Genomic DNA, 20,881 nt, shown 5'->3' on the forward strand with positions numbered 1-20,881 from the left:
CGCTCCGGTCAGTCTTTGAAGGACAGCACTTCCAGAGTGCGGTTCTGATTGGTGTAAATGCAGATATCACCGGCGATCTCGAGCGCCTTTTCGGCGATTTCATGTGCACTCAGGTCGGTATTTTCAAGCAGCGCACGAGCCGAGGCCTGGGCAAACGGGCCACCGGAGCCAATGGCAATCAGCCCTTGTTCAGGCTCGATGACATCGCCATTGCCGGTAATGATGAGCGAGGCGGTTTTATCGGCCACGGCCAGCAGGGCCTCGAGCTTTCGCAGGGCGCGATCGGTACGCCAGTCTTTGGCCAGCTCTACCGCAGCCCGGGTCAGATTGCCCTGGTGCTTCTCCAGCTGGGCTTCAAAGCGTTCAAACAGGGTAAACGCATCAGCGGTGCCGCCGGCAAACCCGGCAATCACCTGGCCGTTATAGAGCCTGCGAACCTTACGGGCATTGCCTTTCATGACGGTGTTGCCCAGAGAAACCTGGCCATCGCCGCCCATGGCGACTTCATCGTCCCGACGGACGGAAACTATGGTAGTCATTTTGGCTCCAGTTGCCTGATGTAAAAGTGTCTTGGAGCTTTATGGAGGCTTCTGGCGGGAATTCAAGAGGGCCGGCTTGAGGTGGAGGCCAGGTTTGCGGGGGTGCTTTTCAAAACACGCTGTGAATACGTCCATGTACGCTCTGCTCCGCCATCCATGGCTCCGCAAGGTTTTGAAAAGCACCCCCGCAAACCTGTCCCAATCTCCGGCGCGGTTATCTTTTCGGACCCCTCGGGGGCAGACCCCGCTTTAGAATCCACTGGAGTAATATCTGGAGGGGCTCAGGAAAGGTTTTACGAAACCCTGCGGAGCCATGGATGGCGGAGCGGAGCGTACAGGGATGTATTCACAGCGTGTTTCGTAAAACCTTTCCTGAGCCCCGACAACTCCAACAGTCTAGCCTTCTTTCGGGATCTTCCGAACCAGCGGCTGAATATTAATAGAAACCAGCTTATCCACCGCCGCATTCATCTGGCTGCGAGACTCAAATGGCCCCACATTCACCCGATACCACACACTGCCACTTTCCAGATCAATGCGCTGAACCTGCGCTCGCAAACCCTGGAACGCGATCTGAGCCCGCTGCCGTTCGGCATCCGCCTGGCTGCGGAAAGAGCCGGACTGGACGATATAATTGAAGTCTTGCTGAGCAGGGTTGGGGGAGTACTCCTGAACCTTGGGGGGCACCACTTCTGATTCCGGCAACATATCGTAGAACCGGAAATTCTGCTCCCGTGGCCGGCTTGGCTCCTGCTTGGCGGTGCTGGGCGCGGGTGTTTTGGGCTGGGCAGACTGCTGTGCGGGTTGGCTCGGCCTGGCGGATTCCTGGCCCGTAGGCAGTGTGTTGAGATACACGATAAAGCCGACAAAACCACCCACCGCAGCCAGAGACAGAATCCATTTGAACGACAGCGCCCCGTGCTGGGAGTGCGATGGCGCACTCCGCTTGGCGGGGGAAGCTTTACGGGGCTTCGGCGCGGGCTTTCTGGACGAGGCCGCTCCTTTTCCCGCAGGCCGGTCTTTCTTGGCGTAGTCTCTGGCCATGGTCTTTTTACATCTCCTCTGGCGCACTAACGCCCAGCAAATCCAGGCCGTTGGCAATCACCTGGCGCACGGCCAGATAAAGGCTGACACGGGCATCCCGCAGGGCGGTGTCTTCAATCAACACCTTGTGGGCGTTGTAATAGGTATGGAACTGGCCGGCTAGCTCACGCAGGTAATGGGTGAGGTGGTGCGGTTCCCGCTGGGTGGCGGAGTTGGCAATCAGCTCCGGATACTTGGCCAGCTGATTGGCCAGTTCTTTCTCTTCGTCCAGGGTTAACAGGCTGAGATCGCCAACACATTCGGTCATGCCCCGTTGTACGCCCTCGGCTGCGAGCTTACGCAGCACGCTGCAAATACGGGCATGGGCATACTGGATGTAATACACCGGGTTTTCATTGGTCTGGGAGCGGGCCAGGTCGATATCGAAGGTCAACTGGGAATCGACACGGCGCGCGGCCAGGAAGAAACGGGTGGCATCGCGGCCGACTTCGTCGATCAGGTCCCGTACGGTTACGTAGCTGCCGGCCCGCTTGGAGATTTTCACTTCCTGGCCGGAGCGGGTCACCATCACCATCTGGTGCAGAACGTAGTCCGGCCAGCCCTGTGGGATGTCGGCTTTCAGTGCCTGCAGGCCGGCGCGCACGCGGGTCACGGTGGAGTGGTGGTCTGCACCCTGTTCGTTGATCACGGTGGTAAAGCCACGCTGCCACTTGTCCAGGTGATAGGCCACATCCGGCAGGAAGTAGGTGTAGCCGCCATCCTTTTTACGCATAACCCGGTCTTTGTCATCGCCAAACTCGGTGGTTTTCAGCCACATGGCGCCGTCTTGCTCGTAGGTGTAGCCGTTGGCCTTCAGGCGCTCAACGGTGGCTTCCACCTTGCCGTCCTCGTACAGGGAAGATTCCAGGAAATACACATCAAACTGAACGCCAAAGGCTTTCAGGTCCAGGTCCTGCTCCCGGCGCAGGTAGGCCACGGCAAAGTCGCGGATGGCGTCCTGGTCGTCCGGGTCGGCCTTGGCGGTCACTTCCCGGTCATCGGCAATCACCGTTTCGCCGGCCATATAGGCGTTGGCCACGTCGACAATATAGTCGCCCCGGTATCCGTCTTCCGGCCAGCTTTCATGCTCCGGGGTCAGGCCTTTCACGCGGGACTGAACCGACCGCGCCAGATTGTTGATCTGGGCGCCGGCGTCGTTGTAATAAAACTCACGGGTAACGTCGTAACCGTTGGCTTCCAGCAGGCGACACAGGCAGTCGCCAATAGCGGCACCGCGGCCATGGCCCACGTGCAGGGGGCCGGTGGGGTTGGCCGACACAAACTCCACCTGAACCTTTTCACCTTTGCCCGAGTTGTTACGGCCAAACTGTTCCGCTTCGCCCAGGATGGTATTCACTATTCCGAACGCGCTGGCGGTGCTCATGAAAAAGTTAATAAAGCCCGGCCCGGCAATCTCCACCTTCTCGACCGCTGAACTCTCCGGCAACGCCGCCACCAGGGCCTCGGCCAGCTTTCGCGGCGGGCAGCCAGCCGCCTTGGCGGCCATCAGGGCAATGTTGCAAGCGTAATCGCCATGGGATTTGTCCTTGGTGTTGCCAACCTGGGGGGTAAAGGTCTGGTCAGCCGGCAGAGTGCCTTCAGACTGCAGGGCAGCCAGTGCGGACTGGAGAAGCTCGGATACGGTCTCTTTCATGCGTCAGATGACTCGGTTTTCAGGAGAATGGGTGCAGGGCTGGGCGCCCGTTGAAATCAGAAGAGGCGTATTATCGCGGAAAGTTTGGGTGTAAGCAAAAAGCCCGGCGCTGGGGCCGGGCTTTCTCGTTCATTTGCTATCAGTCAGCATCAAAGCAGCTAGTTGATTGGCCGTAACGGCTTCCGCCACTAATTGCTGGCGGAGTAACGTCCAGATTATTTAGGTCGCTGGCCAGGCAGGAAAGTGTTGTAGTAGCCGATTCGCTAAACTCTGACCCTCGAACGGAAACCTTGGCTTGAACGGTTACCTCGGTCCAACGGCATGCGCTTTGTGGATACTTGAGATTGAAACCATAAGCGCCATCATCAGCTGATGCGTTGCTGTTAGCGACGGCAACCGCTTCATTTGTTGGTTCTAGTTTGCCGCTTGAGTTAACGTCTTCGCCAGCGTCAAGCTGACCATTCCGGTTGATGTCCTCTGCTGGACAGGACGCTGTTACATCTGCTACCCAACAGTTAGGCTCTGTTCCTGTTCCACAGATGCCGGGCACCCAAACACCTTTAAAGTAGCGAGAAGGTAGTACAGATAGCTCAACGTCGGCATCAGGAATTGGCTGCCCATTTGCATCGGATACGAACACTACCCATTCCTTGAGGTAGGTGGCGCTATTCTCTTCTTGAATGGTGTTGCCCGTTCCGATAGAAAGGCGCAGTGGGCCGTCGGAAACGGTCAGCAAAGCTTGATCCTGTATAGAATTGTCACTTTCAAGGGCTGCGGTAATCACAGTTCCATCTGATCCATTGCCGCTGCTACCTGCAGTGAATACTGTGGACGCACGGCCAAGTGAATCGGTGACCGCATCTGGGGTAGAGAGGTTTCCATAACCCTCTTGAATGTTGAAGAGTACTCTTTGGTTTTTCACGAGGTTGTTATTGGCGTCTCTTACAACCGCAGTAATTCTGCTTTGCTCATTTGGCTTTACTTGTGTTTGACTGGCTTGAACTACCAAGCTGTCGGGGACGGTTGCCACGAACTCAAAGTTCATTTTGGTCTCTAGGCCTGATGCTTCATTACGAGCAACTATTGTCGCTGGGCCGGCGGAGTCAGATGTAATGGTGGTGGAAATTTCGCCATTAGCATCTGTTGTGCCCTGGAAAGATAGGCCTCCGTCAATCAAGCCACGAGAAAGGCTAATAGAAATAGTCTCTCCTGCAACTCCGCTACTATTTTCCTCCCAGGAAAACGTCAGGTTTGATGGAGAGTTAATCGGAACTTCGGAACCAGGCATCGGGTTTGTAAATCTGAAGTCGCTGTCGGACACATTAACTTCGAGGCTTGCGCTCAGTGAGCTCTGTCCTGAGAATGCAGAAATTTCAACTGGGTAACTACCTGCAGTATTCGACTGAAGCGTAAATGCGGCCTCTCCCTCATCGTCGGTATTAAGTGTCCCTGGGTTCGTTAGCGGGCTGTCGATCGAGACGATTTCGAGGGGAATTCCGTTGCCTTCAGAATCCAGAAGGACTGCTGTATAGGTTCCTGCATTACCCGCTGAAATGTTGGTTGGGCCGTTAAGGGAGAGTGTTGTCCCTGTTATGTTGACCATAATCGAAGCTTCGAGCCCGCCCGCTGTGGCTGTGACGGTCGCCGGTCTGTTCTTTGGGTTTTGGCGGGTTGAGAGCCGCGCCTCAGCTGTTCCCGTTTCATCTGTCGTGCTTCGCGTAACCTGCAGTGTGGCGTCGGAATCAACGCTGAAATTTATAAGAACGTTCTCAGCTAATACGTTGTTTGCGTCCCGAGCAAATACGAGTATTTCCGATACAGACGCTTCGCTGGTCCCCATCTGAACGGGAGAAGCGCTGATTCTGAGTGAGCCGATGGTGGTATCTGGCACCCCGTCGCCATCAGTGTCTACACCGCCTCCGGTGCCAGTATCCGGGGAGTCGTTGTTTTGTTGATTGCCACCGCCGGCAAGTGGGGTGGAACTATCATCTCCACCACAAGCCGCCAACAAAAAAGCCAGCGACAACGCTGACGCACGCGCAAGGAATTTCCCTGACATTTTTATATCTCCAGTTTTCGTTACAGCAAAAGCCTTTTCGCTGCGCATTCCCTGCACGAGAACCGCAACCTCAGGTGTTGTTACAGCTTTGTTAGGTAGTTTGCTGAAAATCATAGCACAGTCGGAGCAAACGCAATGCTTACGGGTGCGGATTTCTGCAAAAGATTGTAACGATTTGCAGGTTATCGACTGCGTCACATTTTGTTGGCTGAACAGGTTAGCCGGTTTCCTGCGGATCTACATCAACCACCCATCGGGTACTGGAGGACAGTCTGGCTTGGTCCAGGTATTGGCATAGCTGTGTCAGCACGCGATTGAGGTGGCCACGGCTATCGCTGCACAGAATCAGTTGGGCCCGGTGGCGGTCGGCTTTGCGGGCGATAACGGCAGGTAACGGGCCCCAGATTTCGATGCCGGGGCTTTGCGCCATGGGTTTCAGGGTGTCCAGAAGTTGCAGGCTGTTCTGCATGGTGTCGGCTTCGGCTCGTACGATCGCCATAGCGCGGTAGGGTGGCAGGGCGCCGGTTTCTCGCTCGGCCAGGAGCTGGTCGGCGATCGCAGCGTAGTTACCCCGGCACAAGTTGGTGAGAAGCGGGTGGTCGCTGTGGCAGGTCTGGATCAGCACTTTTCCCGGTTTGTCGCCCCGACCGGCGCGGCCACTGACTTGTAGCAGAGTCTGGATCATCTGTTCCGGTGCCCGGAAATCAACACTGAACAGGCCGCCGTCGGCGTTTACCACGCACACCAGGGTGACGTTGGGGAAGTCGTGGCCCTTGGCCAGCATCTGGGTGCCGACAAGAATGCAGGGCTCGCCGGTATTCACCCTTTTCAGGATGGCTTGGATACTGCCTTTGCGCTGGGTGCTGTCCCTGTCTACCCGCACGATGGGCGTGTCCGGAAATTGCTCGGCAAGGGTGTCTTCGGTGCGCTCGGTGCCCTGGCCAACGGGTTTGTAGTTTTCGCTCTGGCATTTTGGGCAGGTGTGGCTGGCCGCCATCTGGAAGTCGCAGTGGTGGCAGCGCATGGCGTGGTCGCGGCGGTGGTAGGTCAGTCGGGTGTCGCAGCGTGGGCATTCTTCTAAGTGGCCGCAATCAAAGCACATCATTACCGGGGCAAATCCCCGTCTGTTGACGAAGACCAGTGCTTGCTCGCCCCTCGCAAGCGTTTCTTTGATCGTATTCAGGGTTGGGCGGGACAGTCCCGCTTCAAGTGGCCGGCTTCGGATGTCCAGTAATTCAAGCTGGGGCGGCTTCGCGTTGCCGGCCCGTTCTTCCAGTCGAATCAGTTGGTATTTGCCCTGTTGCGCGTTATGCCAGGATTCCAGGGACGGTGTGGCCGAGCCGAGAATCACCGGGCACCGGTTCAGGTGAGCGCGGTAGACGGCAACATCCCGCCCGGAATACCGGAAACCTTCGCCCTGTTTGTAGGAGCTGTCGTGCTCCTCATCGACGATGATGGTGCGAAGGTGGCTAAAAGGAAGCAGTACTGCCGAGCGGGTGCCTATCAGGATCACCGGTTCGCCATTGCGGATTTTCAGCCAGGTGCTCAGGCGCTCACCGTCATTCAGGGCAGAGTGCCATACCTGAATGCGGTTGCCGAAGTAGCGGCGAAAGCGGGCGAGTGTTTGTGGTGTCAGGTTGATCTCGGGTACCAGTACCAGTGCCTGCTCGTTCGCGTTGAGGTGCGTTTTTAAATAATGAAGGTAAAGTTCGGTTTTACCGCTACCGGTTATTCCATAGAGCAGGGTGGCAGAGAATTCGTGTGTGTGCTCCGGCATCTGAGCTGACGCTGCCTGTTGGGCGGCGGACAGGGTCGGGGCCGGCAGGTCTTTGGTGGCCGGCGCAGTTATGGCTTTGGCGCCCTCGGTGATCAGATCTTTCTGTTGCAGATTGCGAATCTGGGCCCGGCTGAAGCCGGATTTCACCAGCGCGCTGGAGCTAATGCCGGGTGATTCCTTGATGGCATTGAACAGGGCGACTTGCCGATGTGCGTTGGCTGGTAAGACGGCCTCTGTTGCTGCCGGGTGCCAGCTTTCATCGGCTTTCTCCTGAGCGGGCCGACCCCGTCGCAAGGCCGGGGGGAGGGCGGTAAACAGGCATTCTCCCAGCGGATGCTGGTAATAATCGCTGGCCCAGGTGAGCAGGTTAAAGGTGTTGTCTGGCAGGGCTGGCCAGGCTTCCAGTGTGCCTTTGATAGCCTTCAGGTTGACGCCGGGCGGGGGCTCAACGCCAATCTCTACTACCAGGCCAGTCAAAGTCTGGCGCCCGAAAGGCACGGTAACCCGCTGGCCAGGTGCGAGCTCAAGGCTGTCGGGAATCAGGTAGTCAAACAGGCGCCTCAGGGGGCGGTTCAGGGCGATTCGGGCGATAGCTGGCCGTGTCACGGTATCTGCGTATCCTGATGGCGGGCCTTCTGGCGCCGGGCGTTGTGTTCTGGAGTCTTGTGAGGAGTCAAGATACTTGCCTGTGGCCGGGTTTGTCAGTAAGATTCGCGGTCTGTTTATGGCCGGGCATGATTGTGCACGGTCTTTCCAATTGATTCAAACATGCGGTGCCTGGCATGTAGGCCGTTTTCGGCGGGTGATCAGGTAGCGGCATGACCGACAGAGGTTCGCCATGAAAGAAGGTATTCACCCGAAGTACGAAGACATTACCGCCACCTGTTCATGCGGTAACGTGATCAAGACTCGCTCCACTGTAGGCCACGACCTGCAGCTGGACGTATGCTCCCAGTGCCACCCGTTCTACACTGGCAAGCAGAAGGTTATGGACACCGGCGGTCGTATTGATCGGTTCCAGAAGCGTTTCGGCAGCCGTATCGGCGGCAAGAAAGCCTGATCTGCACCGAAATGTTGCAAAAAAGCGCCTCAGGGCGCTTTTTTTGTGTCTGGACGTCGGTTTTTTCGATGTCTTATACGCAAAATGCACTATTGACTGGTCATAAAATATTCGGTTTTGGCTTGTCGTTTCGGGGCGGTCGCGCCATAATGTCGCGCTCCGTTGGGCGAGCCCCGGCGGTTAATACCTTTAAACGTGACAAACGGAACAGTGGCAATGTCTCAAGATCTGAAAGAAGCAGCCCTTGAATATCACGCCAAACCGCGGCCGGGTAAGCTGAGTGTTGAAATCACCAAGCCAACCCAAACTTCCCGCGACCTTTCCCTGGCGTACAGCCCCGGGGTTGCCGAACCGGTCCGCGAGATCGCGAAGGACCCCGAGAACGCATACAAGTACACGGCCAAGGGCAACCTGGTAGCTGTGATTTCTGATGGTACTGCGATCCTGGGTCTGGGTAATCTCGGCCCCCTGGCAAGCAAGCCGGTAATGGAAGGCAAGGGCGTACTGTTCAAGCGCTTTGCTGGTATTGACGTGTTCGATATCGAAGTCAATTCCGAAAGCCCGCAAGCGTTTATTGAAACTGTAGAGCGTATCGCGGATACCTTCGGTGGTATCAACCTCGAAGACATCAAGGCACCGGAGTGCTTCGAGATTGAGCGTGCGCTGATCGAAAAGTGCAACGTGCCCATCTTCCATGATGACCAGCACGGTACTGCCATCGTGACTGCAGCTGGCATGATCAATGCCCTTGAGCTGCAGGGTAAGAAAATTGAAGAGGCAAAGGTGGTTTGTCTGGGCGCCGGTGCGGCTGCCATTGCCTGCATGAAGTTGTTGATCAGCTGCGGTATTCGCTCTGAAAACATTTTCATGCTCGACCGCAAGGGTGTGATCCACTCTGGTCGTGACGATCTGAACCAGTACAAAGCGATGTTCGCCAACGAGACAGACAAGCGTACACTGGATGACGCCATTGACGGCGCCGACGTGTTCCTGGGTCTGTCTGGTCCGGACCTGTTGAGTGCTGAGCAGCTGGCGAAGATGGCTCCGAACCCGATCGTATTCGCGTGCTCCAACCCGGATCCGGAAATCAGTCCGGAAGTGGCTCTGGCTACCCGCGATGATCTGATCATGGCAACCGGCCGTTCGGACTATCCGAACCAGGTGAACAACGTTCTGGGCTTCCCGTTCATTTTCCGTGGCGCGCTGGACGTTCGTGCAACCGCCATCAACGAGGAAATGAAAGTGGCAGCGGTTCATGCTATTCGTGAACTGGCTAAAGAGCCCGTGCCCCAGGAAATCTGCGCCGCTTACGGTGTCGACAGCCTGGAGTTCGGTAAGGAATACATTATTCCCAAGCCGATGGACGTTCGTCTGCTTGACGTAGTGCCTGCTGCGGTTGCCCGTGCTGCCGTAGACTCTGGTGTGGCGCGCAATCCTTACCCGGCGCACTACCCGCTGAAGTCCATGGACGACATCATCTGATCTGGATGTAGTTGTTGGGCCTCAAAAAAACCGGCGGAGATCCCGCCGGTTTTTTTGTGTCTGCCCATTGCTGGGCTCGGCTGCGCCGGATCAGAAAATCTGTCCGGGCAGGCTGTCAGAGTCGTTGGCGCCAGACCCGTTGCCGTTGGTGTCCTGTGATAGCGGCGCTGGGGCATCTTCCTCTTTGAAGATTTCAAACGTGCCATCTTCTCCAGGGCGCGCCCGTTCGCCGGTTCTGGGGTTAATGCGGATGTTCACAATCCCGTTGGGTCTTGCCATGGTAGATTCGGGTGCGCCTTGCATGGCGGTTTTCATGTAGTCAACCCAGATTGGCAGGGCTGTGCTTGCGCCAAATTCCCGTCGGCCGAGGGGGGCTGGCTGGTCGAAGCCCACCCATACGGTTGTTGCCACGTCGTGATTGAAGCCGGCAAACCAGGTGTCTTTCTGTTCGTTTGTGGTGCCGGTTTTACCGGCCAGGTCTTTGCGGTTCAGTGCCAGTGCGCGGCGACCAGTGCCGCGACGGACCACGTCCTGAAGAATCGTGTGCATGATATAAACCGAGCGTTCGTCGGCCAGGCGTTTCATCACGCGTTTTTCCGAAGACTGCTGAGCGCTTGCCGGCAACAGAATGCCATCCGTTTCCGGTGTGTCGCTGTTGCTCTCTGTGAGCGGGCCTTCACTGACGTTATCTGTCAGTTGCTGTTCGCAGTCGCTGTCGCAAAGTACGGTTTCAGGTGCCTCGTAGACAACGGTGCCATCCGGTTCCTGGATGGTTTTAATCAGATACGGTTCCACGTCATAGCCGCCGTTGGCGATAACGGCGAAGCCGCGCGCCAGCTCCATTGGCGTGAGCTGGCCTGCCCCCAGGGAGAGAGACAAGTTGGCTGGCATGTTGGCGGTCGGGATCTTCAATTGATCCAGATAGTTCAGTGTTTGGCGAATGCCCAGATCTCTCAGCAGCCGGATTGAAACCAGGTTGCGCGAGCGATAGAGGCCTTCCCTGAGTGTCGTTGGGCCATAAAACTGGCCCGATGAATTCTGGGGGCGCCAGGCGCCTTCGAGTTCTGAGTCCTCAAATACGATGGGTGCATCATTGTAAATGGTTGCCGGTGTGCGGCCGTTCTCCAGGGCAGAGAGGTACAGGAAAGGCTTGAACGTAGAACCCGGCTGGCGGTTAGCCTGGGTTGCCCGGTTGTATTTGCTCTGGCTAAAGCTGTAGCCGCCGGCAAGGGCCTCAATGGCGCCGGTTTTTGCCGACAGAGAAATCACTGCGCCTTCCACTCTTGGGGCCTGAGAGAGCGCAACCTGCAGTTCAAGCCGAGGCTCGTTGCCGTCGGTTTCAGGGGGTTGCTCCTGAATTTGCGGCAGTTGCGTTACCTTCACATAGACCACGTCGCCGACATTAACGACATCGGATGGCTTCTCCGGGGTTGGTCCTGTCAGGTTCTCTGTGCGGTATCGCTTAGCCCAGGTCATGGTTTCGAAGTCCATTTTTCCCGGACCGAGGTGGCGGGTGTGAACCCTTGCTGCGCCCTCATCATCGTTGACTGAGGTGATCACTGCAGGGATGAGGCCTTCTACCCTCGGGTAGTTGAGTAGCTGATTGGACAGCTCTGCTGTAGACATACCGGCAACGTCAAACTGGCCGATGGGGCCCCGGAAGCCGTGACGCCGATCGTAGTTTTCAAGGCCGGTGCGAAGGGCTTCCGTTGCCGCTTGTTGTTTGGTTCCGTCAACGGTCAGCGTCACGCTGTAGCCATCATTGTAGGCAGCTTCACCAAAACGGCGAACCATCTCCGTTCGTGCCATCTCGGCGACGTAATCGGCGTCTACCTCAGCTTCCCGCATGTTATAGGTGGCGGTGAGCGGGGCTTTGGTTGCTTCTGACCAGTCTTCCTGTGTGATGTAGCCGAGATCCCGCATTCTTCCAAGAATCCAGTTTCGGCGTATCAGTGCTCGCTCAGGGTTGGCTAGAGGGTTGTAGGCAGAAGGCGCCTTTGGCAGTCCAGCCAGCATGGCCATCTGGGCAAGGGTGAGCTCGTCGACGGGTTTGTCGTAATAGACCTGGGCGGCGGCGGCGATGCCGTAGGCGCGGTTGCCCAGGTAGATCTTGTTCAGGTACAACTCCAGGATCTTGTCTTTATCAAGTTCACGTTCGATCTGAAGAGCCAGAAGTATCTCGTTGAACTTACGAATAAAGGTGCGGTCGCGTGACAAAAAGTAATTTTTTGCAACCTGCATGGTGATAGTACTACCGCCGGACTGGATACTGCCGGTGGACACCAGTTCGATGGCAGCCCGCGTCAACCCTTTGATGTCGACTCCGAAATGGTCGTGGAATCGGGCGTCTTCCGCGGCCAGAAAGGCTTGTAACTGAATTGTAGGGATCTGTTCGATTGTGATCGGTGCCCTTCTCTTTTCGCCGAATTCTGCTATTAATCTGTTGTCTGCACTGTATACCCGAAGCGGCGTCTGAAGTTTTACGTCCAGCAGTTGGTGAACAGGAGGCAGACTGGGCCGAAGGTATAAATAGAAGGCCGAGGCGATAATAATGGCGACACTCAGGCCGGTGAGCAGGAACCAGGCGAAAACACGAGATGTGCGCAGCAAATGAGACATTTTTTTCTGACAACAGTTGGATATAGGTCTATTATTTGAGAAATTGCTTTAGGAAGGTTGAGTTGCTTCACTGAATGCAAGATCTCTTGAATAACAAAGAGCCTGCATTGTAGACGGAAAACTTGAAGAATTCTCTTACATAAAAAACACATAAAGCGTCTCTGTCATGATTGCCGTATCAGGGATTGGTTCAGAGGCGCCTTAGCCGGGTGCATTAAACCAGGTATAGGGTGAGCGCGTGTTCGGATTGCTAGGAAAAAAATCCAGTGCAGTGCTGGGCGTGGATGTCAGCTCCAGCTCGGTCAAACTTCTGGAACTGTCAAGGCATGGCGACCGTTACAAGGTCGAAAGCTATGCGGTTGAGCCGTTGCCGGCCAACGCAGTTGTCGAGAAAAACATCACTGATGTAGAAGCGGTGGGTGAGGTGCTCAAGCGAGTGGCCTCTAAGTCCCGTACCAGCGTTAAGCAGGTTGCCGTGGCTGTGTCAGGTTCTGCGGTTATCACCAAGGTCATCCAGATGGATGGCGGCCTCAACGAGTTCGAGATGGAAGACCAGATCACCCTCGAGGCCGATCAGTACATCCCGTATCCGCTGGATGAAGTAGCCATCGATTTTGAGGTGCAGGGTCCGTCTGAGTCGAATCCGGACCAGGTCGACGTGCTGCTGGCTGCGTGCAGAAAAGAGAACGTGGATATCCGTGAGGACGCTCTCGAGATTGCCGGCCTGACCACCAAGATTGTCGATGTCGAGGCCTATGCACTGGAAAGGGCGTACAAACTGATCGAGCCCCAGTTGGAGTCCCAGGGCGAAGAGCTGGTGGTTGCCATCGTCGATATCGGCGCAACCATGACCACGCTGAGTGTGCTGGCTGAGGGTAAGACAGTTTATACCCGTGAGCAGATTTTCGGGGGCAAGCAGCTTACCGAGGAAATTCAGCGCCGCTACGGCTTATCACTTGAAGAAGCCGGTCTCGCGAAGAAACAGGGCGGGCTTCCGGACGACTATGAGCCGGAGGTCCTTACCCCCTTCCGTGAAGCGGTTGTGCAGCAAGTTGCACGCGCTCTCCAGTTCTTCTTTGGTGCCAGCCAGTACAACGCCGTTGATTACGTCGTTCTTGCAGGCGGTACGGCATCCATTCAGGGCCTGACCGAGATGGTGGAGGAGAAGACCGGTACGCCAACCCTGGTTGCGAATCCATTCGCCGACATGGCCGTGGGTTCCAGGGTGAATGCATCAGCCCTGAGCAATGATGCTCCATCGTTGATGATTGCCTGCGGCCTGGCAATGAGGAGTTTCGACTGATGGCAAAGATTAACCTCAGACCATGGCGTGAGGAACTGCGAGCTGAGAAGCAGAAGCAGTTCGTGGTCATGATCCTTGGCGCAGCTATTGTTGCTGCCGGCCTGGCGTTTCTCTGGAAATCCGATCTGGACAGCCGGATTGCCTATCAGCAATCCCGAAACGCCTATATTGAAACCGCGACAAAACAGCTTGATCAACAGATCAGGGAAATCGAGAACCTCAAGCGTCAGCGCGATGAATTGCTGGCGAGAATGCAGGTAATTCAGGATCTGCAGGGTACTCGCCCGGTCATCGTTCGGGTATTTGATGAGCTGGTACGCACCTTGCCGGACGGCCTCTTCTACACTGATCTTAAGCGGACTGGCGAGCGCATCGAGATCGTGGGTATGGCGGAGTCGAACAGCCGCATTTCCAATCTGATGCGCCAGTTTGAAGACTCGGACTGGTTTACCAATCCCAATCTCACCAATGTGGCCGCCGCCGAAGCCCGGCGTGCAGGTTATAGCCAGTTCAACCTGTCTGTTCAGCAGCAGACACCAGAGCCCGAAGGGGAGGATAATTAATGAGCCTCGCGGACTCACTCAAAAGCTTGAACGAATTTGATATCAACGACCTCGATATCAATAACGCCGGTATCTGGCCTGCACCGATAAAAGTGATTGTTGCACTGATTATCTTTGGCCTGATTCTTGGCGGCGGATACTGGTTCTTTATCAAAGATCAATATGTCCAACTGGACAGGGTCGAGCGCACCGAGCAGGAACTCAAGCAACAATATGAGCGTAAGGCCTATCAGGTGGCCAACCTTGACGTGTTCAAGGCTCAAATGGCCGAGATGGAAGAGACGTTTGGCGCGCTGGTACGCCAGTTGCCCAGTGAGACTGAGGTGCCGGGCTTGTTGGAGGACATTACCAATACCGCATTGGGTAGTGGTCTGTCTCTGCAGCAAGTGGCGCTGCAGCCTGAGCGGCGGCGGGATTTTTACTCGGAGTTGCCGATCAATATCCGGGTATCCGGTGCGTATCACGAACTTGCGACGTTTGTTAGCAGTGTGGCAAGTCTGCCGCGGATTGTGACATTGCACGATTTAACCATAAAACCAATTGGCGGAGATGGTGAGCGGCTTGATATGCAAGTTGTTGCACGTACCTACCGCTACCGGGCTGGAGAGTGAGCATGACAGGAAAGCATGCGGGAAAAGCCTGGCTGGGTGTGTGTCTGGCGTCTTTGCTGACGGCTTGTTCCCAGGGCAACGGTTTCTCGGATCTGGACAAGTTCATGGCCGATACCCGGGCGAAGCCCCGGGGGCACGTGGAGCCCCTGCCAGAATTCAAGGCCTACGAGGCGTTCAGTTATTCAGCGGCAGATCGCCGGGCCCCCTTTGAGCCGCCCGTCGACGTTCAGTTGACCATGGTGGACGAACAGCCGATCAGTGATGTCGAGCCGGACCTGGACAGGCCGAGAGAGGTTCTTGAGAACTTCGATCTTAAATCTCTGACCATGGTTGGTACGCTTCAGGGTGTCGGCGGCGGATTGTTTGCATTGATTCGTGATGGCAGTGGCGGCATCCACCGGGTGCGAAGCGGAAATTATATGGGTCAGAACTACGGCCGGATTGTCGGTATCAGTGAAACTCGCATTGAATTGATTGAAATCGTTCCAAATGGCCGGGGTGGCTGGGTCGAGCGCCCGCGTTCCCTGTCTTTGGATGAAGGATAAGGCCGGGAGCGATAAAGGATGAATGAAAAAAACATGCACGAACAAAATGGTTTAAGGTCGAGGCTAGCGATGTTCAAAAAACTCAATGTCTGCGTGGGCGTGATCGCCATCGGGTTATGGAGCAGCCTGGCCAGCGCGGTCACGCTGGAAGACGTGTCGTTTTCGTCGCTGCCGGGAGAACGCCTGGAAGTGACCATGAAATTCGATGGGCCACCGCCCGAGCCTACCGGGTACACGATTGAGCGCCCGGCGCGCATCGCTGTGGACCTCAAGGACACCACCAGTGGGCTTAACCAGCGGAGTATTCCGCTTGGGTCCGGCAATGCGCAAAGCGTGACCGTGGTGGAAACCAAAGATCGCACTCGGCTGATCTTCAATCTGGTGGAATTGACTCCCCACGAGACAGTTCGTCAAAACAATTCGCTGGTCATGACTATTGGCGGCGCCAGTGGAGCTACGGCCACTGCGGCAGCTTCCCAGCAGAGCCAGTCAGGATCGACGGCCGCTGCCTCCTCCAATGCCCTTGCAGGCGTGGACTTCCGCCGGAGCAAGGAAGGCGAGGGGCGCGTCATCGTTGATCTTGGAAGTGCCTCTGCGGCGGTGAATCTGTCTGAGCAGGCTGGTCGCATCCGGCTGACCATGCCGGGGCTGGATGTCCCTTCAGATCTTCGTCGTCGTCTTGATGTTACAGACTTTGCCACTCCTGTTACCCGGATCGATACATTCGTTGAGGACGGCAACGCGGTGGTTGAGATTCGCCCGGAAGGCAATTATGACTATATTGCCTATCAGTCAGGTCGCGAGTTTACCGTTAGCGTTGAGAAGCTTACTGAAGAAGAGGCGGAGACCCGTCGCGAAGAGAAATTCCCGTACACCGGCGACAAGCTGTCCTTGAACTTCCAGGACATCGAAGTACGTTCGGTTCTCCAGTTGATTGCCGACTTTACCGGCCTGAACCTGGTGGCCAGTGACACCGTTGGTGGCAGCATTACCCTGCGGTTGCAGAATGTACCCTGGGATCAGGCGCTTGACCTTATTCTGAAGACCAAGGGGCTGGACAAGCGTCAAATTGGCAACGTTCTGCTGGTGGCTCCGGCAGAGGAAATCGCCGCCCGCGAAAAGCTTGAGCTCGAGACCAGTAAGCAAATCGCCGAACTGGCGCCGGTGCGCCTGGATATTATTCAGGTGAACTACGCGAAAGCGGCAGATATTGTGGCGCTGATTCGTGCGGATGAAGAGTTGATATCCTCTCGTGGCTTTGTCTCTTCAGACGTCCGCACCAACACGATTAGCGTTCGTGAGACGCAGCAGAAGCTGGAAGAGATTCGTCGACTTGTGGGTACCTGGGATGTACCGGTCCGTCAGGTGTCCATTGAGGCCCGTATTGTCCGCGCCCAGACCAACGTTGCGGAGAGTCTCGGGGTTCGTTGGGGCGGCGCCGCATATAACGTCAGTGGTAACGATGTCATCAGTATTGGTGGTTCCCTGGGTACACTCCAGGAAGCTCGTGACGCTGCGGCGGGCGGCAGTGGCGCCATTTCCTTCCCCGGTGCTCTGGGTGTCGATATGGGTGTTTCAGGAGACGGCGCATCATCCTTTGCGATTGGCTGGGGTAGTGACGACTTCCTGATCGACCTTGAGCTTTCTGCTCTTGAAACCGATGGTCGTGCCGAGGTTGTGTCTCAGCCGCGCGTGGTGACAGCGGATCGCCAGAGTGCCTCCATTAAGTCCGGTGAGGAAATTCCCTACCAGGAAGCAACCTCAAGCGGTGCGACAAACGTTGAGTTCAAGGAAGCGGTTCTGTCTCTGGAAGTAACCCCGCAGATCACTCCGGATGACAAGATCATCATGGATCTGGTGGTAAACCAGGATTCCCGGGGTGAGGTAACAGCTGGTATTCCGTCCATCAATACCAACTCTGTTACGACTCAGGTTCTGGTAGCCAATGGGGAGACCGTGGTGTTGGGCGGTATCTTCCAGTCTGAAGTGGCGACTCAAACCACCAAAACTCCATTCCTGGGGGACATTCCTTACCTTGGGCGCCTGTTCAAGCGAACAGTACACATTGATGAGCGCAGCGAGTTGCTGATCTTCATCACACCCAAGATCATCAAAAACGATCTGATTCAGTAATCGCTCCGCACATAAAAAGCCGCCGCTAACCCCGGCGGCTTTTTTCTTTGTATCGGCCTCCGGCTTATGGAATGTCTTGCCCTGTGCTATTCTCACGCGCTTGAACCCTGTTGAGCGGAAATTATGTCTTTGCCCGAACGTGTTGTCCTGGTCGGCCCTATGGGAGCCGGAAAAAGTACGATTGGCCGTATGCTCGCCAAAGAGCTGGGTTATCGTTTTCTTGATTCAGACCGGATAATCGAAGAGCGGTGCGGAGCCAATATTCCCTGGATATTCGATGTCGAGGGAGAAGACGGATTCCGGCAGCGCGAAACCGCCATGCTGGATGAGCTTTCAGAAACGCAGGGAACGGTATTGGCGACCGGAGGTGGTGCGGTCATGCGCCCGGAAAACCATGCATTGTTGCGGAAAAATGCAGTGGTGATCTATCTCAAAACGTCGATTGAGCAGCAGGTAGAGCGCACCCGAAAAGATCGAAATCGCCCCCTGCTTCAGAACGATGACCCCGAGGGTGTGTTGAGAAGGCTGTTCGCAGTCCGGGACCCGCTATACACCAAGCTCGCTGATATCGTGATGTTCACCGATCGCAAGAGTCCACGATTGGTGGTGCGCCAGCTGGTGAATCGAATCAATCCCAAAACCCCAAGACACAAACGGCAGAGACGTAAAGAAGGTCGTCAACATGTACCAGGTACTCAAAGAGCTTAAAGTAGAGCTGGGTGACCGCAGCTATCCCATCGTTATTGGTCAGGGGTTGCTGGGGGCTTATGATCTGACACCCTGGGTCTCCGGCAGTCAGGTTATGATTGTCACCAACGAGACGGTTGCACCTTTATATCTTGAGCGCGCGAAGGCTTGCTTCCCAGGAAAATCGGTTGATGTGGTCACGCTTCCGGATGGCGAGAAGTTCAAGGATTGGCAGACCCTTAACCTGATTTTCGACCGGCTGCTGGAGCGCCGGCACTCCCGAAAAACAACGCTTGCTGCCCTGGGCGGCGGCGTCATCGGGGATATGGCGGGGTTTGCAGCGGCCTGCTATCAGCGGGGCGTGCCATTTATCCAGATGCCCACAACCCTGCTTTCCCAGGTGGATTCATCCGTTGGTGGTAAAACCGGAATCAATCATCCATTGGGCAAGAACATGGTTGGCGCTTTTCATCAGCCGAACATCGTCCTGATTGATACCGATTCCCTGACCACACTTCCCCCCAGGGAGGTGTCGGCTGGGCTTGCGGAAGTTATCAAGTACGGCCTGATTCGTGACGTGCCTTTTCTGGAGTGGCTGGAAGCTAACATGGATGCGTTGGTCCGGCTGGAGCCCGAAGCAGTAGGAGAGGCCATTTTTCGTTCCTGCCAGTGCAAGGCAGACGTTGTGGCCTTTGATGAGAGGGAAGGGGGCTTGCGGGCCATCCTGAATCTTGGCCATACCTTTGGTCATGCGATCGAAACCTACGCGGGTTACGGCAACTGGCTCCACGGCGAGGCGGTTGGAACCGGGATGATGATGGCATCTGACTTGTCTTTGAGAGAAGGTATGATCAGTGCCGACGATCATAAGAGAGCGTTGGCCTTGATTCGCCGGGCTGGGCTACCGGAGCGGGCCCCCAAAGGCATGACGCCCGATGATTTCATGTCTCTGATGGCCGTTGATAAGAAGAATGTGGATGGCAAGCTCCGGCTGGTGTTGATGCGGGCCTTGGGGGATGCTTTTGTAACCGCTGACGCCCAGCCGGACAACCTCAGAAAGACCTTATTGGAATTTATCGATTAAGCGTCGTATCACGCAGTGATTGAGCAACGGGCAGGGATGAGTTGTGACCCAGGATAACCTGAACGCGATAGACAGTGGCGGATTGTTTCCCCGCCTCCAGCAACGCTACGGCTTGCGCGATAATCCGCTGGACATGGAGACGCCGTTCTTCCCGGACGCCATGCGCCACCATGCACTGGAGTCACTGCGTCATCTCTGCGGTTTCGGGGATATGGCGCTGCTGGTAACGGGTGCGCCAGGTGCTGGCAAAACGCGGATACTCACGGAGTTGGTTCGCAGCGAATCATCCCGGCTCGATTTTCATCGTATCCCCACGGCAGCGCTGACGAGTGCCCAGGCATTGGCCAGGGATCTCCGTAAAATCGCCCGTTCAGGTGTACCGGCGGACTCGGAGCCTCGAGAGCTGGTTTACCAATTTTTCCGGTGGTCCCAGGCGCGTGCTCAACGTGGGCAGCGGCTGGTGTTGATTCTGGATGATGCCGACCGGGTAGCTCCGGAGTTATTGAATCTTTTACTCTCCGGATTTCTTGCGGCTGACCGGTCGCTGGCCGCTGCTTTGGTGTTCTCTGGTGCCGAAGGTTTGCAGGATCAGTTTCGGGTGGAAGATCTTGCCGTTCACATCCACCACATCAGCCTTCCCCCGTTAAGCCGAGACGAGATTTTCGCCTTCCTTGAGCCCCGGGTTCACCGCGCTGGTGGCCGAAAGGAAGAGTTGCTTTCTTCATCACGGCTAAAGCAGCTTCATGCTTTGAGTCAGGGCAGTTTCGGCCGACTGAAACGCGTTGCACCAGGTATCTGGCTCGACATGGTTGCGCCACAAAGCCGAGCCGCAGCCCGTAGCTGGCCACCCCTTGCTTCAATGCGTTGGCCCGCCTTGGCACTGGTGATATTGCTGGTGTCATGGTGGTTCGTGGCGCGGCAATACGATGACTCGGTCGCTGGTTCTGCGGGTATGGAGACCCCGAGAGAGACTGTTCGAAGGAGCATTACCGTCGGGCCTGAGGCAGGGCGAGGGGCGGGTGAAACACTTCCCGTTGATGCACTGCCGTCGCCGGAGTTGGCACGCCAGCAGGAACCGGATAACCCCGCGTTGACGGACCTGGATGCGGTGACCGAAGCTGAGCCAGAGCCAGAGCCAGAGCCAGAGCCAGAGCCAGAGCCAGAGCCAGAGCCAGAGCCAGAGCCAGAGCCAGAGCCAGAACCAGAGCCAGAGCCAGAGCCAGAGCCAGAGCCAGAGCCAGAGCCAGAACCAGAACCAGAACCAGAACCAGAACCAGAACCAGCCTTCGCTCCGGCAAGACCGGAGAACTTTGTGGCTTTGGCGCAACTGAAACAACGTAAAGGTTGGACGCTTCAGCTCGTGGCTGGTAATCAGGAGCGTACGATTCTGAGCGTTATTGATCGCCAGCCAGATAACCCTCAGTTGAGCTATACCGTCGGAGAGCGCCAGGGGCAGCCTTGGTTTATGCTGGTGTATGGCCAGTATCCCAGCCTCGAATCCGCCCGGGAGGCAGCCGGACAATTGCCCGCCGCGCTCGGGATATCTGAGCCTTGGGTGCGATCCTTCGAAAGTTACTAGGTGCACCGTTATGGTGCATTTTCGTCCTGTTCTAGCGGTAAAACAGCGAAAAAAATTGTATACGTAGTTTCACGTGTGTAAAATCGCTTCCCCCTTTTTTTCG

16 protein-coding genes are annotated in these 20,881 nt (G+C 56.2%); 10 read left to right on the forward strand and 6 right to left on the reverse strand.

All coding sequences use genetic code 11. From position 1 onward, the window contains the following. Positions 1-8: 8 nt before the first annotated feature. From hslV to QUE75_RS04110, 5 genes are all read right to left on the reverse strand, one after another. On the reverse strand, positions 9-539 hold the full coding sequence (hslV, locus tag QUE75_RS04090) for an ATP-dependent protease subunit HslV (protein WP_058090075.1): 531 nt from the start codon (positions 537-539) through the stop codon (positions 9-11). Positions 540-935: 396 nt separating this feature from the next. Further along, positions 936-1,583 (reverse strand): SPOR domain-containing protein, encoded by a 648-nt coding sequence (locus tag QUE75_RS04095; protein WP_061332393.1) that lies wholly within the window; start codon positions 1,581-1,583, stop codon positions 936-938. Positions 1,584-1,590: 7 nt separating this feature from the next. After that, entirely contained in the window at positions 1,591-3,276 is a 1,686-nt protein-coding gene (argS, locus tag QUE75_RS04100) for an arginine--tRNA ligase (protein WP_061332392.1), read from the reverse strand. 139 nt (positions 3,277-3,415) lie between these two features. After that, complete coding sequence (locus tag QUE75_RS04105; protein WP_286253824.1) at positions 3,416-5,449, reverse strand: Ig-like domain-containing protein; 2,034 nt, start codon at positions 5,447-5,449, stop codon at positions 3,416-3,418. A 103-nt stretch (positions 5,450-5,552) separates the two neighbouring features. Beyond that, positions 5,553-7,718, reverse strand: a complete 2,166-nt coding sequence (locus QUE75_RS04110; RefSeq protein WP_286253826.1) for a primosomal protein N' — start codon at positions 7,716-7,718, stop codon at positions 5,553-5,555. A gap of 232 nt (positions 7,719-7,950) precedes the next feature. On the opposite strand from QUE75_RS04110, the gene rpmE reads away from it, so the two are divergent. Continuing rightward, positions 7,951-8,172: a 50S ribosomal protein L31 gene (gene rpmE, locus QUE75_RS04115; protein WP_061332390.1), complete on the forward strand. Its 222-nt coding sequence runs from the start codon at positions 7,951-7,953 to the stop codon at positions 8,170-8,172. Between the two features lie 216 nt (positions 8,173-8,388). After that, positions 8,389-9,654, forward strand: coding sequence for a malic enzyme-like NAD(P)-binding protein (locus QUE75_RS04120; RefSeq protein WP_061332389.1), 1,266 nt, complete (start codon positions 8,389-8,391; stop codon positions 9,652-9,654). A gap of 90 nt (positions 9,655-9,744) precedes the next feature. Here the strand turns inward: QUE75_RS04120 and QUE75_RS04125 are convergent, their stop codons facing one another. Beyond that, on the reverse strand, positions 9,745-12,273 hold the full coding sequence (locus QUE75_RS04125) for a penicillin-binding protein 1A (protein WP_286253828.1): 2,529 nt from the start codon (positions 12,271-12,273) through the stop codon (positions 9,745-9,747). A gap of 238 nt (positions 12,274-12,511) precedes the next feature. Here QUE75_RS04125 and QUE75_RS04130 point away from each other — a divergent pair, with 238 nt between their 5' ends. From QUE75_RS04130 to QUE75_RS04165, 8 genes are all read left to right on the forward strand, one after another. Continuing rightward, the gene (locus QUE75_RS04130) at positions 12,512-13,576 is read left to right on the forward strand and encodes a pilus assembly protein PilM (protein ID WP_106693177.1); all 1,065 of its coding nucleotides are present in this window, start codon (positions 12,512-12,514) and stop codon (positions 13,574-13,576) included. Next, entirely contained in the window at positions 13,576-14,139 is a 564-nt protein-coding gene (locus QUE75_RS04135; RefSeq protein ID WP_286253830.1) for a PilN domain-containing protein, read from the forward strand. The genes QUE75_RS04130 and QUE75_RS04135 overlap by 1 nt, the downstream gene beginning before the upstream one ends. Next, positions 14,139-14,750 (forward strand): type IV pilus inner membrane component PilO, encoded by a 612-nt coding sequence (gene pilO, locus QUE75_RS04140; protein WP_286253832.1) that lies wholly within the window; start codon positions 14,139-14,141, stop codon positions 14,748-14,750. The genes QUE75_RS04135 and pilO overlap by 1 nt, the downstream gene beginning before the upstream one ends. A 2-nt stretch (positions 14,751-14,752) precedes the next feature. Then, positions 14,753-15,295 (forward strand): pilus assembly protein PilP, encoded by a 543-nt coding sequence (locus QUE75_RS04145; RefSeq protein ID WP_061332384.1) that lies wholly within the window; start codon positions 14,753-14,755, stop codon positions 15,293-15,295. Positions 15,296-15,313: 18 nt separating this feature from the next. After that, on the forward strand, positions 15,314-17,428 hold the full coding sequence (pilQ, locus tag QUE75_RS04150) for a type IV pilus secretin PilQ (protein ID WP_286253836.1): 2,115 nt from the start codon (positions 15,314-15,316) through the stop codon (positions 17,426-17,428). Between the two features lie 123 nt (positions 17,429-17,551). Next, positions 17,552-18,136, forward strand: a complete 585-nt coding sequence (aroK, locus tag QUE75_RS04155; RefSeq protein WP_058090087.1) for a shikimate kinase AroK — start codon at positions 17,552-17,554, stop codon at positions 18,134-18,136. Then, positions 18,111-19,199, forward strand: coding sequence for a 3-dehydroquinate synthase (aroB, locus tag QUE75_RS04160; RefSeq protein WP_286253840.1), 1,089 nt, complete (start codon positions 18,111-18,113; stop codon positions 19,197-19,199). The genes aroK and aroB overlap by 26 nt, the downstream gene beginning before the upstream one ends. A gap of 43 nt (positions 19,200-19,242) precedes the next feature. After that, a complete protein-coding gene (locus QUE75_RS04165) occupies positions 19,243-20,778 on the forward strand; it encodes an AAA family ATPase (RefSeq protein WP_286253842.1) in 1,536 nt (511 codons plus the stop codon). Positions 20,779-20,881 lie beyond the last annotated feature (103 nt).

Origin of the sequence: Marinobacter shengliensis, assembly GCF_030297115.1 — a bacterium.
GTDB lineage: Bacteria > Pseudomonadota > Gammaproteobacteria > Pseudomonadales > Oleiphilaceae > Marinobacter > Marinobacter shengliensis.